The sequence below is a fragment of the Legionella rubrilucens genome (genome assembly GCF_001468125.1).
Taxonomy (GTDB): domain Bacteria; phylum Pseudomonadota; class Gammaproteobacteria; order Legionellales; family Legionellaceae; genus Legionella_C; species Legionella_C rubrilucens.
In genome coordinates this window covers 784,991-800,580 of the sequence record NZ_LNYT01000007.1, presented here as the reverse complement: position 1 = coordinate 800,580, position 15,590 = coordinate 784,991, and the positions used below count along the sequence as shown (strand labels likewise).

The following is a 15,590-nucleotide window of genomic DNA, read 5'->3' as shown; positions in this document are numbered from 1 at the left end:
AAAAAAACGTAAAGCCAGCGGCGCCCCCCATTACGTCGAAAGCACCCGTAAACGAAGCGGGAAGACATTGCCCCAGCAGAGCAAAAAATCCGCAAACAGTCTTACCGTTAAGACAAGACGGCTGTTTCTTTTTTCGCTTTCCGCTTATCCTGCCAGGTTTGTAGCAGCACATAAAAAACAGGCACAAACACAACTGCCAGGCAGGTTGAAGCCAGCATGCCGCTGCACACCGCCACGCCAATCGAACGTCTGGCATTGGCGCCTGCACCGGTCGCAAAAACCAGAGGCATGACCCCCATAATGAAGGCAAATGAGGTCATCAGGATGGGGCGAAATCGGGTTTTCGCCCCGATAACGGCCGATTCCATCACTGATTTTTTATGAATGTGGTGTTGTTCATGCGCCACTTCAACAATCAGAATGGCGTTTTTTGTCGCCAGCGCAATCAGCAATAATAAACCAATCTGAGTGTACATGTTGTTGTCCAGTCCCAACAGTGACAGAGCCAGTACGGTACCAATCAAGGTGAGCGGTACGCTGAAAAGAATGGCTGAGGGAATCAACCAGTTTTCATATTGTCCTGCCAGAATCAGATAAACAAGCACCAGCGACATGGCAAAAATATAATAACTCATATTACCAGCGACTTTTTCCTGATAGGCTGTACTCGTCCATTCATAGGAAAAACCGGGAGGCAGTTTTTTAGCTAATTCTTCCATGGTTTCAATCCCTTCACCGGAACTGTAGCCTCTGGCGGCCATACCGTTGACGTTACCGGAGGGATACAGATTGTAAAGCGATATGATCGCCGGACCAACATCCGGCTTGATGTCGGTCAGAGTGCCTAAAGAAACCATCGAGCCCTGCTGGTTTTTGACATAGTAATTGCGCAAATCATCCACCTGTCCGCGCGAAGACGCATCCGCCTGCACATAAACCGGAAAAACCTGACCAAATTTGGTAAACAAATTGACATAGGAAGATCCAAGATAGGTTTGCAGGGTACCGAACGCATCGCCGATACGAACACCCAGACTCTCAGCTTTGGTGCGGTCAATGGGTGCTGCAACCTGCGGTACGCTGGCGCGGAAGGAGGTCATTAAATTTTGCAGATCCGGCTCACGGTTCCCCTCACTGATTAAGCCGTCCGTCACACGCTGCAATTTTTGATAGTCGAAAGTCCCGTCCTGCAATTCCACCTGCATCTGGAAGCCGCCTGATAATCCCAGCCCCTGAATGGGTGGGGGAACGACGGTCAGGACCTTGGCATCCAGCGTGTTTTTAGCAATGTCATTGATTTTGGTATACAGCGCCAGCAGGTTTTCAGACTTGCCGCGAACGCTCCAGTCTTTAAACATGATGTACAACACACCCGCATTCGCCAGGCTGGCATTGTTATCCAGCAGGGAAATGCCATCAATGGCAATGACGTTTTCAATGCCGTCAATTTGCGAAACTTTTTTAGTCAATTCGCTCATGACCTTGTCTGTACGCCCCAGAGTGGCTGCATCGGGCAATTGCACGCTTAAGATCAGATACCCCTGATCTTCAATCGGGATAAAGCCTGTAGGGATTCGGGTTAAACCAAAAATGGCCAGGGCCACCAACGCGGCGCCCAGCAGGCACACCGTGCCGCTGTGGTGTACCAATTTATCCATAAATCGAATATAACGCGCTTCAATGGGGTTATAGAGATTATCAAAGGTCCTGAAAAAGACATTTTTGGGTTTGTTTTTATCGATGGGCTTAAGCCACAGGGCGCATTGCGTGGGCTTTAACGTCATGGCATTGATGGCGCTGATTAAGGCTGTTGCTGCGATAACCAGGGCAAATTGCGCATACATCGCGCCCGTCAAACCCGGCATAAATCCGGCAGGCACAAACACGGCCATCAATACCAGCGTAATGCCAAGGATAGGTCCAAACAATTCTTTCATGGCCTGAATGGAAGCTTCTTTGGGTGATAACCCTTTTTCAATGTGCTGGGTGACTCCTTCCACGATCACAATCGCATCATCAACGACAATACCAATGGCCAGTACCAACGCAAACAGGGTGAGTAAATTAATGGTGTAACCCAGCAGCATCAACGCGAAAAAGGTACCAATGATCGTCACCGGCACGGTTGTGGCCGGGACGAGCGAGGCACGGAAATTCTGCAGAAAGACAACAATGACCAGCAGAACGAGAATACCGGCCTCATACAGTGTTTTATAGACCTCTGAAATGGAAGCTTTTACAAACACCGTAGTATCAAAAGGAATGGAATACGTCAGTCCCGGAGGGAATTTCTTTGCCATTTTGGCAACGGTTTTCTTCACCTCGTCAGCCACTTGCAGCGCATTGGCCCCGGGTAGCTGAAATATACCAATGGCTGCGGTGGGTTTACCGTTTAAATTAGCCAATTGGCTGTAACTTGAGGAGCCGAGCTCCACCCGCCCAACGTCCTTGATACGCACCACCTGGGCTGAACTGCTGGCATTGGCATTTTCATCCGGTTGGGTATCGACGGTTTTGATAATAATATTACCAAATTCATCGGGATCGGCCAGTTGCCCCGGCACGTTCACGGTGAGTTGATACGAATGAGAACCCAAGACCGGCGGGGAAGCAATCTGGCCTGCTGACACGTCTTTGTTCTGGTAACTGATGGCATTTAAGACATCGCTGGGGTTTAACGAATAGGCAAGCATTTTTTTCGGATCAAGCCATACCCGCATGGCGTAGCTGCCGGAACCAAAAACCAGAACATTACCCACACCGGGGAGACGCGCCAGTTCATCCTGCATGTTGATGGTGGCATAACTGTTAAGAAACACCCCATCGTAATCGCCATTCTCCGACGTTAACGTAATGAACTGCAGAATGGCAGTTGATTTTTGCTGGACCACTACCCCTTGCTTCTGCACATCCATGGGCAATTGCGCCATGGCCGCCTGCACCCGGTTTTGCACCAGAACCTGGGCAAAATTGAGATCCGTGCCAATGGCAAAGGTAACAATCAGCGTGTAAGCGCCGTTATTGGAGCTGGTGGATTGCATGTAAAGCATGTTTTCCACCCCATTGACCTGCTGCTCAATGGGTAAGGCCACGGTATTAATCAGGGTTTTGGCATCCGCACCCGGGTAAGTGGTAGTCACCTGGATTGTGGGAGGCACAATGGCCGGGTATTGCGATACCGGTAAAACCAGGATAGCGATTAAACCAATGAAGACCAGCAGTAAAGCAATCACATTGGCCAGAACCGGCCTTTCAATGAAAAATTTGGAAATCATTTCTCGTTCTTCTCAACTTGCATCAATTTCATTCAATGGCATCCCTTTCCAATTGGCTTTATTCACTTTCTTTTTTTGGAGTAACCTTGTGCGAAGGCACGGCATTCTGAATGCCGTTCACCACCACCCTGTCGTCGATATCGAGACCTTTGGTAATCGCCCTCATGCCTTGATCAAGCGTTCCTGTGCTTACCCGTTTTAATACCACCGTATCGTTTTTATCCACCGTCAGGACATAAGCGCCGATCTGGTCGTATTGAATGGCGGTGTCGGGAATAGCAAGCCGTGACGACGGTTTGCTGATGGGAATGCGAACCTGGACAAAAAGTCCGGGTAAAAGAGGATAATCCTTGTTGTCGAGCAGCGCACGGAACTCCATGCTTCCGGTGGATGCATTCAAACCGGTGTTCACAAAATCCAGTTTACCCTGATGGGGGAAATCACTTTCATTCTGCATGCCGACGTACACCGGAATTTTATGCAGTTCATTGGGTTTAAAACCGCGTGCCCGTGCCGCTTCCCGCAATTTGATTAAATCCAGTTCATTTAAATTGAAATAAACATAGATGGGATTAATCTGTTCAATGTTGGCCAACTCGGTTGCCTGCCCATGCCCCACGAGATTGCCGACGTCCACCAGGTGCCGTCCGATGCGTCCATCGAAGGGGGCCTGAACATGGGTATAGCTGTAATTGATCTGAGCAATTTTAACGTTGGCTTCTGCTTTCGCCACTTCAGCCTTGGATTCGTCGCGCTTGGCAGACCATTTTTCCACGTTTTTTAACGACGTCGCATTCTCTTTGTACATCTGCTGCTGGCGCGCATATTCTGCCTGGTCATAGGCATAAGCGGCTTTTTGGGCAGCCAGGGTATCTTCTGCTTCATGCAGTTTCTGCAGATAAGGCTCAGGCTCGATGATGAACAGTTGCTGGCCTTTTTTAACAAAGGAACCATCAACAAATTGAATCGCGTCCAGATAACCTTCTACCCTGGCGACTAAATTGACAGAATTATAGGCAATGGTATTTCCGGTCTGGGTGATGTAATCGGTCATTTCCATGCGCGTGGGATGGCTTACGATCACCACAGGTGCAGGTGGCGCGGGCGGTGTACTTTTAGAATAATGATGAATAAACCAGTAAAGCAATAAAAGGACTACCCCGCCCGCTGCTATTTTTAAAATCAAGGATTTATTCTCGGCTGTCATCATAACCCATCACCAGTTTGGTAGGTAAAGCTGTTTAATTTGCTGCTCGGTCGTGGTTGGGCGCTCATGGTTTTGTTGTTTGAGCAAACTGCCCCAATTGGTTCGTGCAGCCATTTCCTGTTTGATCGTTTCTGGAACGATATCATTGCCCCTTCGGATTTGCCAACCGCCGCCTAAGGAGCGGTAAAGCGCCACCAGCGATTTGGCAATTTCGCCTTCGGCATTGATCAATGATTTCTGTATTCGCAATTGTTGCTGCTCCGCATTCAGTACGGCCGTGTAATTTGCTTCTCCCTCGCGATACCGGATGAGAGCCAGGCGGGTGGTTTTCGTGGCCGAGGTATTTGCTGAACCCAGCAAGGCCGTGGTTTTTCGTGCCTCAATGTACTGAGTGATATTATCCTGCACTTCCTGCTGCGCCTTAAGTACCTGATTCAGGTAATTCAACAAACTTTGCTGGAACACAGCATCCTGCTCGCGCACCGCATTGGTAATCTGTCCATAATTTAATAACGGCCAGACCACCGAAGGACCGGCAATCACCGAACGATTGGCTGGATCAAACAGGTTGCTGATGGAGGCTTGACCGATGTTGTTCGCCGTATAGGAAAAGGAACCGCTTAAGGTCAGTGCAGGATAAAGGTTGGCCTTAACCGCACCGATGGATTCGGATTGAGCTACCGCCTCCATCCTTGCCTGATAAATATCCGGGCGACGCGCCAAGGCTTCTTTAGGAATGCCAATCGCCACCGAAACCGGTGCGCGTGGAATGCCGCTGCCTTTTTTAAGCAAGTCGTCGACTTGAGTAGGAACCAGGCCCAGAAGGACTGCCAGCGCGTCTTTCTGCCGCTGCAGTTGGGATACCAGATCCGGCAGGGATGACTGGGTTTCAGCCAGTTCAGTTTCTGCCTGTTGAACATCCAGTAAACTGGTTTGCCCCCCGCGATAGCGGGACTGAGCAATATCAAGGCTTACCTTCTGCAGGTGGATGTTGGTTTGAGTCGTCTTAATCTGCTGCTGCAGGGTACGGATCGAGATATACGCATGGGCGATGTCGGCGGTTAACGAGACTAAGGCATTGTCATAGGCTGCCAGTGACGCCAGGAAGGCGGCATCATTGGCACGGATGGCGCGGCGGTATTTACCCCAGAAATCAATTTCCCAACTGGCAGAAAGGCCCACAGAGGCCGTATCGAACTTGTCAGGCAAAATCCCCTGCAACTCGCCTCCCCCGGTACGCACATGGGTATAGCTGCCATTCAATACCTGCTGTTGCGGGTAGAGCTCACCGACCGATTGCGCCAGTTTGGCACGGGCCTGAAGCACACGCACGCCGGCTATCTGTAATGACAGATTATTGTGGTAACCGCAGTGAATTAATTGAGTCAGGGTTGGATCGTTAAACACCTTCCACCAATCGGCATTATTGATTGGCGCCACTTTAACGGCCGGGTTTTTCTGCAGCCAGTAAGGAGCAACATTTTTTGCAGGCTCCTTGTAATCCGGTCCCACCATGCAGGCACTTAGAAGCAGACAAGCGATGAATATCAGAATCTTTAACATGGTGCCCGTATTTCCCTATACCATGACTCCGCCGCAGGAGGAGTCATACCGAAGATTCCATATTAGCCATGAAAAGCCAATTGAACAAGAGTAACGTGTATCAGGTGCAGGATACCGTTGATTTAATGCCGTTTTTTACAATAAACTGATTATCTTTGCTCAGATTGTACTATGAGAAGCTATTATTAAAGTAAGGATGTGCAGTGGCAGGAATTATTGTGAGCGAACTATCGAAACGCATTAATGAATTGAGAGCCGGCAATAAATCCATATGGCTTGTGGAAAATGACGGCACAACACATCATTTGAATGCCGCAGGCAATTCCGTCAGCATTATTGATGGCAAAGGCAGCGAATACATTGAAGTCACCGACGAGAAAAGCACGGTTCTTTATAATTTGAGCGGAGTCAAATTGATTAGAATCAGTTAACCGTGCTTCCCGTTTTAATAACCAGGGGACTGTTAAAAGGTATTCTTAAATTCCTTGTGCGCGGCATTATACCAGGCAAGCGGCAGGGATTCCGGGGCGTGCTGCTTAAGTAACTCCATGCGCAAACGAATCACCTCTTCCGCGTAACGGGCAGCCGATTGTGCGAATTTCTCGTCGGTGCTGGCCGCTTTGACCCGAGTCAATGCATTATCCAGTTTAACAAATAAGGCCTCTGCACTGGCCCTGTCATTGTCATTAATGCTGGTTTTGCCTGGATCCGTCAAGCGTAAAAACCCGATCAGTTGAATCAGCAATTGATCCACGTCGCCATTCTTGCCACCTTCCAGATCCTGCAGCGTCACAAGTCTCTTTAGAGTAAAATCCTTGTCATTAAAAGCCGCTTCAAAATGGTCGGCATTCAGCATACTGTCCCAATTTTTCCACATAAAAAACCCCTTATCCCCACCCTGTTTTCCTTTAGCCATTGTTGTTCCTGTTCATTGCTTTCATTAAGTATAAGCCTATGATAACCGGAATAATGAAAAAATTAAAAATATATTGTTCATATAATAGTCAGTTGCGTTATACTATACGAAAGATTTGAGGAGTACTTCATCATGCCACCGCTGGAAACCTTGAATAATGCCAACTCCAAAGAGGAAATTGAGTTACCGGGACAAAGCACGAAGACCATTCCTCTCTCAGCGAATGGATTCCATAAAGTCAGGCATCTCGGTGGGGGCGCATTTGGCGAGGTCGCGCTTTATCATTATAACGGCTCAAATCCAGCTTATCGGAACATGTGTAACAGCCAGGGGCTGGTTGCTGTCAAACTTCTACTGGAGCCCGATGAGCATGAAGAGGCCGCAGCCAGACTGATTGCCAAACACAGTCAATCAGGGCAACTTGATTTAAGTGCCATTAATAAAACCTTTCCCCTGGAAATTGACGGCCAATTGGTGGGTATCCTTACGGAATATGAATCTTACCTCGACATTAAAGACGCCCACGGCCAGGTGGCCGAGTTTTCATCCGACTTGTATTCCCTGATTGCCGATACCTTCCATCCCCTTGAAGCGCACAATTTTCCCGGTGTCGGCGTTGTTCTGGCGTTAAAAAGCAATCCCGCTGTCTTTTTGGCCCAAATTGCCTGCGGTCTGGTTAAAGGCCAGGATACCCTTCATCAAATGTCCATGCTGCATCAGGACAGCGCCGCAAGAAATTTTTTAATCCGCACAGAACGCGACAGCGGCGGCAATGTTCTTGGTATTATGCCTAAAATCAGCGACTATGGTTTGACCTCGATCCTGGCTGAGGGTAAACAGAACGGTGTCTATTCCAACCGCAACAAAGTCCCTCTTCGTATTATTGATAGCGAGGTTATAAAAACCGGAGGACAGACCAGCCTGCTTACGGATTATTACGCCAGAAAAGCAGCGATGATGAGTATTTTAACCCAGATGCTTACCGGATTGTCTGGTGAGCTTGCCGCACTGTCACTGAAGCCGGGTACAACCCAGCCTCTGCAGGAATTTTTAGCAGACCGTACGGGAAAATTTCTAGATAACAGCGCTGCCTTGAAACAATTGTTAAACAATGTCATGGCCTACCTCGAAAAAAGCCCGGATAAACACCTGAAGAAGGAAGTGGAACTTTTCATCCAATGTTACCAACCCTGGCTGACTTTTTATCCCGATGGCGCCGATTTACAAAAAGCGCGGGAGCAGGAGAAAACGCTCTTTAACGCATGCACCAACCGATTCGTCGAGACTTATTATGAATACATGATTTTAAATAAAAAAAATCATTCCCCGGAGAATTTCCTCCTTGGTTTACAACGCCTCAATCGCATTGAAATCAACAACCCCATCCAACCCATGATTAAGGGGAATATTCGTCAACTTGAGCGGGATATCGCCAAAAAAACGCCGCCGCCCACGACTGAGCAGCGGAGCATGACGCAGGGGGTAAGGACAATAGAACAACCGGTGAGCCTGGACCATTACGGCAGAATCCAGACAGTGCCGACGGCCCCGTCCACCGCACCCCATGATGAAGGGGAAACACACTACAATAACCTGTTGTCCAGAGAAACTTACGCGAACCAGCTTAATCAGGGCAACCTGTCGCCGCAAAACCCGGTGCAGACTCAGGATGCGTCGTCTCATTATGCAAGGCCCCCCATTCCTGTCAATGCGCCAGCGACTGAAGAAAATGACGGGGAAACGCCTTACAGCCGCATAATACCCCAGGAACAGTTAACCGGCGCGGCTACCCGGCAAAATCGCCGACCAAGTCAAACTCCACAACCGTCAAATCAGGTTCAGGATAGCCACTACACCAGCTTAAGTCGATCTCAACCGCAGTCGGCGCGGGAAACCCAACCGATTTCCCCTCACTACGCCCCCCTTTCAAGTCCCGGTAACACCCAGGCCAGAGGGGATTATTCGCCGGTCATTGGTACCCATACTGTCAATGCACCGCCAAAGGGCCATGCGAAGGAGCCTGACATCACCCGCAAATTAAAAACGTCCATTCCAGAAGCGCGGGAAACCCATGCCTCTCATAGAAAGGCAACCATTAAGGCAATCTGGTCTGACTTCGTGCACGAAGTCGAACATCACCTGGAAAAGTTGTCCCCGAAAGACAATGTCGAGGACATAAGGAAAAAATTTAAAGCAGTATTGAAAGACGCGCAAACGAACATTAAAACTCTTCTCCACATCAAGGAACCAAGTCCCATGGATTTGCCAAAGCATGAGGATGAGGACAAAGACGACGATCAATCCCTGCATCTATAATACCCTGCACAAAAGGCCGTGGAGATCACTTCATGGCCTGATGAATCGCGGGGACTGGTCCAATCATTCAAGCACATGTCCAGCAATTACCTTTTTTTGACTTTTTTGTTGTTTTGAATAACTTTTGCCCTATTTGTTCTATAATTTAATTCCCTGGGTTTGGAGGCTAACCATGCAATCCTTGGAATTACTTATTCTTAAGGAGATAAACAGCAATGGAATGGGCATTTGCTTAAGACCAAAAGTACAACCCGTGATTACCGTGTCGTTGACGAAAGAAATTCGGCAGCTTCAGGATTCCATCGCAGAAAAATATTATCAATCCCCCTGGGAAGGCTATTTTTATCTGGTCTGGTATCTGGATAACAGCATGAAAACCCCGTGGGTAGGATTTGATTTTAAATTCCTTGCCGACGCGTTTAAAAACCACCACGAGACCGAAGCCGAAACCTACATTGATCGTATCTTTGATATTATTTTCTTAAATTACATCGGAATGGGCCTGCCGCTTATTAATTGTTCTATTCTGAACAAGGACGTCACAAGTCTTTCCAGGGAATTTTTCCTTTTAAACGCCATCTCCTTTGTGCATTGCAAAAATAAAACACAAACGCCTTTCATTCCGGTTGCCATTGGCCAGGAATTCAAGCACCTGACGTTTAAAGAAACCATTTACCAAAACAATCACTGTTTTTATTTTGATTCCCTGCGCTTTGGCACCATGCGGCGGATTATTCAGTCCATTGACAGGAAATCCCTTACTGAGGATGACATTAAAACCATCAGACAGGAGTTTGACGATGTGAAAAAACAGACCATTACCAGGATTTATGACATCGCACGCCATCGCCGCGCCCTGTTTGCCTGGCTGGCTAACCGTCAGGCTGCAGCAGGCAGCGAAATCCTGTCGCAGGCATTCTAAGGGAGAATTCTACCCGTGCCTATAATAAACAAATGGAGGTTGCCAGGGATTGAGCATGTCTGAATTACGGCAGTTGGCCTTAATTGCCGGCGAAGGGGATTTGCCGGTTGAAATTTTTAATGCCTGTCAAAAAAAGCACATTGATGTGCTCATCATCAGGGCCTCGGGAGAAAAACAATTCAAATTACCCGCGGCACACCATGCCGTCACCTTGGCCAATCTTGAAGAAACCATTCAACAAGTCAAAGCAGCCGGTTTTTTAAACCTGGTATTCGCCGGCAAAATCAGTCATACCCTGCTGTTTGAGAATTATGGCGGTATGCGCCTTCAGAATTATTTAAGCGCGCTGGGTGAAAGCACCAGTTTAGGCGACAACAGTTATTTTGCCGGCCTGGTCCGTTTTGTCGAAGCGCAGGGTTTTCATGTGGTCGGCGTTCAGGAAATCATTGCTGAAGCCATCACCCCAATGGGAATTTTAACCACCGCGCAACCGTCGCTTAAATGCCTTGAGGATGCAAAGCTCGGCGTCACTATTGCTAAAAAAATAGGCGAACTGGATATCGGTCAAGCCCTTATCATTGAAAACCGCTATGTCCTTGGGGTTGAGGCCGTGGAGGGAACGGATAACCTCATCAAACGTTGCCGGGAATTTAAATCGCCGCATAAAGAAGGGGTTTTGGTTAAAATAAAAAAAGGCATGCAGGATACCCGCATTGATTTGCCTGTCATAGGCAAGACCACGGTACGGCATGTGGCGGAAGCCAATCTCGCCGGGATTGCAGTGGAGGCTGGTTGGTCCATACTGATTGATAAAGAAGAAACCTTAAAACTGGCCAATCAGGCCGGAATTTTTATCATGGGCTTATAATTGACCGGATGGGCAGGCGATGCCGAAAACAGCATACAGGACGTTTTATCTGGCTTATGCCATGCTTTTTCTTATCAGTTTAAGCACCAGCATTATTCCTCCTCTGGTGGGCCCGCTTTTTCTCAAACAAACTGGTCTTTTACCCGGCGAAAGCCTTTCCCTGCGTTTAAACGCCTACAGCTTTGCCGTGGGTATATACGGCATTGGTGCTATCCTTGGCGGTATGCTGTGGGGAATAGTGTCTGATCGGACCGGCGAAAAGAAAACCCTCGGGTATTGCCTTTTCGGCTCCCTGTTGTCCTGTATGCTATCAATATTCAGCTTAATCACCGTCAATTACTGGCTTTTTTTTACAAGCCGCGCCTTAGACGGGCTCATGTCAGGCCGGCGGGCAGTGATTCTTTCCCTGCTGATGCACACGGAGTATTCAAGGCATGACCTGTTTCGTATGGCAGAAATAATGAATGCCTTAGGCCTTTGCCTCGGCCCCCTGCTCTGTGGCATGCTAGTTGATTTTGAAGCCCCGGTACCTCTTTATTATTATACCTCGCCTTTCTTTCTGATTTTGGTTTTAACCCTGACCAACCTGACATTTCTGCCGGCACTGACTGTCAAAACCGTCAAGAAAGAGGCTGATGAGATTAAAACCAAATGGAAAGACTATGGGAATGGCCTCTACATTGAATTCTTTTTTCTGCAGGTGGTGTGGAGTCTTTATTATATTGCCGTGCTGCCTTTTGCCATTCTTACGTTTTCTTTTTCAAATTACGCCATTGGGGTTTTATTTTCGGTCATGGTGTTGTTGTATGTCTTTTTTTTAGCCAGTTCCCAGAAGCTTCTCTACCAATACATAAACCTTAAACACGCTAAAACCATGGCCATTCTGTTTTTATTCTCAGGCTTTATCAGTCTTGGTCTGTGTCAGGGTCATCTCTCTGTCTTTTTTATTGCCAACCTCTGCATTATTTTTGCTTTTGCGATTTTAAACCCTGCTTATTCCAGCGCGATATCACAAGCCCATACCACCACGCATCAAGGCAAAGCGATGGGGCTTTTAACCAGCCTCAATGGCATGGCTTCAGCGACGACTGCCCTGGTGGCCGGTTCCCTGCTTGCCGTTTCACTCTACCTGCCTTTTCTAGTGGGTGCTGCATTGATTGCGGCCATCCAATTGGGCCATTTTATCCGTCAACGGACAGGCAATGCCTGATTTTGTCGCGGACTGCGAGAGCCTGTGCGGCATTGTCATACTGAGTGCGAGGCCAGAAAAATCCTTTCAACCCATCCTGTTTGTTCCGCGGCACAATGTGAACGTGCAGATGGGGGATACTCTGGCTGATGGTATTGTTCATGGCAATAAAGCTCCCCGCCGCCCCCATGGCTTTTTCCACCGCCCTGCCCAGCTGTTGCGTTAATAAAAACAGCGGTGCGACAAGGTCTTTCGGCACCTCGTACAGGGTGCGGAAATGGTGCTTTGGCGCAAGCAGGGTGTGTCCCGGGAATAAGGGGCGGTGATCAAGGAAGGCAATAAAGTCAGCGTCTTCAAAAACGATGTACGCGTCTTCCTCGCGGGCGGCAATCAGCTCAATGAGACAGGCCTCTTTCCGTTCAGACATCCTATTCTCCTTTTATTACAAGAGCTTGCAGCAGCCTTTCGTCTCTTCAAAAGACGAAGTCAGGCTTGTGGACCGCTCAGTTTTTTCATCAGTCCGGGTTTTTAAAGCGGAGACATGAAGCCCCAAGGCACTTAAACTGGCAATGGATTGTTTATCCCGTTCGCTCAATACTTCCCGCTCCGGGAGCGTATTGTTGTTGCCAGGCCGTTTTTGCCTGTCGGCGACGAACTCCTTGATGTATTGGGCATTAAAATGCAAACCCAGGTTCATGACTTGTTCAGGGGCGGCGTCGTTAAAGGGAGCGCTCTGATGAAAATCACCCTCTGCCGTTTCGCGTTCATTGAGTAACTGACTTGCCGCCGCACGATTGCAGCCTTCCACAAAAAACAGCAGGTCATTAAGAAGTCCCGCCCGCTCGTAAGCGATGATCATCGCTTCAAATCGGGATTGCCTGATCTCAAGGGGTAGATTTTCATCGTATAAAAAGGCGGGGCTTTTGAATGTTAAAACCAAATTAAGCGCCGCCTCATTAAACACCAAATCGCTGATTGAATCCCTTTTCTTAAGCCTCTCTTCGTCTTCACAAAGAAAAACCCAATCATTGGCATAGCGATACACCGCCTGTAAATCCTTAAAGAGGGTTGCATAATGGGGTAACGGATTCATGATCGCAAGCACTGCCTCAACGAAGGGATGCAGGGTTTGTGTCGGACTTTGAAACGCTCGTGCAGTGGCATCCTTGCCAAACATCTGATTGGGCGCTAAAGCAGTGTTTTTCCCCTTCAGCCGCTCCTCCACCGAATAGTTCCTCACCACATGAACCCGGGTTTTAACATAAGCCTCAAAAAAGGCAATCAGACGCAGCGCCGCCGCAGCGTGATTGGAAGGGATTTCATAAATAACGGTGGAGCAGGTGTAGGGCTGCTCCTTTGCCTTGTTTTTTCGATCATACGACAGCGGGCGCGCCAGGAATTCGCTGTCAGGCAATGCCCTCCTGCTGATTTGTTCTCCAGTTAAGCGAGGCAAAGCCTTAAAAAAGTAAAACCCGCCAAGATGCGTCACTGCCATGTAATTCATTAAACGGGAAAAATACGGTTGCAGAGACAAAAGCCCGCTGTCGGGTGACGACAGGAGCGAGCGCTCGTCACGAAACATCGTCTTTAACCTGTCCTTAGTCAGTACCCCATCAATACGTTCTCCTGCCTCATTAAGCAGGCTGTAATAAAGCGTGCCATCCAGCCTTTTGACCTGGATTTGGTTTTTAGCTAATGCCTGGCCATTCATGGGGTAAAAGCCATACGCTGACGGCGTGGTCATCTCTTCAATCAATTGGCCGAGGCCGTTGGTTCCGGCGTTTATCCCATCGAGATTGAGCGTGTCCGTGTTCTCTTCAAAAAAAATGCCCTGGGTACGAAGGTAGTCAATCCGTATCTCAATGACTTTATTCTCATTGACTTTAACTGATAAATTAATCATCACTTTCCTTTTTATGCATGCCGAATTAATCCTCAAAACGTCAGGCTAAAAAATGATATGGAATCATGGGGTTGTCAATAATGAATTAGCCTTTGACACACAGAATTTGTTTAAGCGTAAAAATAACCTCCACCAAATCCTGCTGTGACTTCATGACGTCATCAATGTTTTTATAAGCTCGCGGGCTTTCATCCAGCACAGCCCTGTCCTTGCGGCATTCCACGTCCTGCGTGGCACGCCGGTGCTCCGCCAGATTGATTTCCTTTTTAGCCTGGTTTCGGGACATCACCCTGCCCGCACCATGACTGCAGCTGCAATAGCTTTCCTCATTGCCAAGCCCTCTGACGATAAACGATTTGGCTCCCATGCTGCCTGGGATAATGCCGAGTTCGTCCTTTCTGGCGGACACGGCGCCTTTGCGGGTGATGTAGAGGTTGTCGTTAAAATGCTTTTCTTTCGACACGTAGTTATGGTGGCAGTTGACCGCATACAAATCCGCGGCAATCGGCTTTTGTAAATGGGTTGTCAACACCTGCATAAGGGTTTGCATCATGATATCGCGGTTACACCGGGCATAGGCCTGTGCCCAGTTAACCGCAAAAAAATAATCCTCAAAATGCTGTGTGCCCTCCGAAAGATAGGCAAGATCTGCATCAGGCAGGGTGCCGAGCAGACGCCCCATCTCGGTTTTGGCCAGTTCAATGAAATAAGTGCCGATGCAATTACCCACACCGCGTGAACCACTGTGCAGCATCAACCAGACCTGATGCGTCTCATCCAGGCAGATTTCAATGAAATGGTTGCCCCCGCCCAAAGTACCGAGATGATGAAGATCATTGATTAAGCGTCGCTGCGTTTTACGATTGAACCCCAGGGCAGGATGGCGGTTAAGAATCAACTGATAATCTTTTCTGAGTTTACTCTGCCATGTCTTAAGGGCAATGTCTGGAAGCGTGTCATCAGTCCATTTGCCAAATCCAACGGGAATGGCTTTTTCTATGGCATGACGAAGCCTGGACAGATCATCCGGCAATTGATGAGCCGCGAGCGTGGTCCGCACGGCCATCATCCCACAGCCGATGTCCACGCCGACGGCCGAGGGGATAATGGCCTTTTTTGTTGGAATAACCGAACCCACCGTCGCCCCTTTACCCAGGTGAACATCCGGCATAACGGCAATATGCCTGGGCACGATGCCCAACGAGGCCAGGTTATTAACCTGTGCCTTGGCGGCGTCATCAAAAGCGACAAAACGGGTCCATGCCCTGATTTTAGGCGAAATATCAACATAATGAGGCACAACGAATCCTTAACACGATGACTATTATTCTTCACTTTATAGTATAAGTCTTTTTCACAGTGCCCGCCTGTTGATTCCTAAAAACAATAAACTGTGTTATTTTTCACGCCTTACCCTTAAGGACAAGTCTT

At 48.4% G+C, this 15,590-nt stretch carries 12 protein-coding genes; 5 read left to right on the top strand and 7 right to left on the bottom strand.

Annotation, left to right across the window (positions count from 1 at the left end; all coding sequences use genetic code 11):
- Positions 1-107: 107 nt before the first annotated feature.
- From Lrub_RS07135 to Lrub_RS07125, 3 genes are read right to left on the bottom strand one after another with little or no spacing between them, the layout of a single operon-like run.
- A complete protein-coding gene (locus Lrub_RS07135) occupies positions 108-3,275 on the bottom strand; it encodes an efflux RND transporter permease subunit (RefSeq protein WP_058531469.1) in 3,168 nt (1,055 codons plus the stop codon).
- Positions 3,276-3,333: 58 nt separating this feature from the next.
- Entirely contained in the window at positions 3,334-4,482 is a 1,149-nt protein-coding gene (locus tag Lrub_RS07130) for an efflux RND transporter periplasmic adaptor subunit (RefSeq protein WP_058531468.1), read from the bottom strand.
- Positions 4,483-4,491: 9 nt separating this feature from the next.
- Entirely contained in the window at positions 4,492-6,045 is a 1,554-nt protein-coding gene (locus Lrub_RS07125) for an efflux transporter outer membrane subunit (RefSeq protein ID WP_058531467.1), read from the bottom strand.
- 203 nt (positions 6,046-6,248) lie between these two features.
- Between Lrub_RS07125 and Lrub_RS07120 the strand changes: the two genes are divergently transcribed.
- A complete protein-coding gene (locus Lrub_RS07120) occupies positions 6,249-6,476 on the top strand; it encodes a hypothetical protein (RefSeq protein ID WP_058531466.1) in 228 nt (75 codons plus the stop codon).
- A gap of 32 nt (positions 6,477-6,508) precedes the next feature.
- Here Lrub_RS07120 and Lrub_RS07115 read toward each other — a convergent pair whose 3' ends face one another.
- Positions 6,509-6,961, bottom strand: a complete 453-nt coding sequence (locus tag Lrub_RS07115; RefSeq protein WP_058531465.1) for a hypothetical protein — start codon at positions 6,959-6,961, stop codon at positions 6,509-6,511.
- 132 nt (positions 6,962-7,093) lie between these two features.
- Here Lrub_RS07115 and Lrub_RS07110 point away from each other — a divergent pair, with 132 nt between their 5' ends.
- From Lrub_RS07110 to Lrub_RS07095, 4 genes are all read left to right on the top strand, one after another.
- Complete coding sequence (locus tag Lrub_RS07110; RefSeq protein WP_058531464.1) at positions 7,094-9,277, top strand: protein kinase; 2,184 nt, start codon at positions 7,094-7,096, stop codon at positions 9,275-9,277.
- A 172-nt stretch (positions 9,278-9,449) separates the two neighbouring features.
- Positions 9,450-10,199: a hypothetical protein gene (locus tag Lrub_RS07105; protein WP_058531463.1), complete on the top strand. Its 750-nt coding sequence runs from the start codon at positions 9,450-9,452 to the stop codon at positions 10,197-10,199.
- Between the two features lie 55 nt (positions 10,200-10,254).
- On the top strand, positions 10,255-11,067 hold the full coding sequence (locus tag Lrub_RS07100) for an LpxI family protein (RefSeq protein ID WP_058531462.1): 813 nt from the start codon (positions 10,255-10,257) through the stop codon (positions 11,065-11,067).
- A gap of 19 nt (positions 11,068-11,086) precedes the next feature.
- Entirely contained in the window at positions 11,087-12,277 is a 1,191-nt protein-coding gene (locus Lrub_RS07095) for an MFS transporter (protein ID WP_058531461.1), read from the top strand.
- On the opposite strand, the gene Lrub_RS07090 is transcribed toward Lrub_RS07095, so the two are convergent.
- The 3 genes from Lrub_RS07090 to Lrub_RS07080 form a co-directional block, all read right to left on the bottom strand.
- On the bottom strand, positions 12,249-12,683 hold the full coding sequence (locus tag Lrub_RS07090; protein ID WP_058531460.1) for an HIT family protein: 435 nt from the start codon (positions 12,681-12,683) through the stop codon (positions 12,249-12,251). The two genes, Lrub_RS07095 and Lrub_RS07090, sit on opposite strands and share 29 nt — an antisense overlap.
- A gap of 15 nt (positions 12,684-12,698) precedes the next feature.
- A complete protein-coding gene (locus Lrub_RS07085) occupies positions 12,699-14,159 on the bottom strand; it encodes a hypothetical protein (protein WP_058531459.1) in 1,461 nt (486 codons plus the stop codon).
- A gap of 85 nt (positions 14,160-14,244) precedes the next feature.
- Positions 14,245-15,459 (bottom strand): RtcB family protein, encoded by a 1,215-nt coding sequence (locus Lrub_RS07080; RefSeq protein ID WP_058531458.1) that lies wholly within the window; start codon positions 15,457-15,459, stop codon positions 14,245-14,247.
- Positions 15,460-15,590 lie beyond the last annotated feature (131 nt).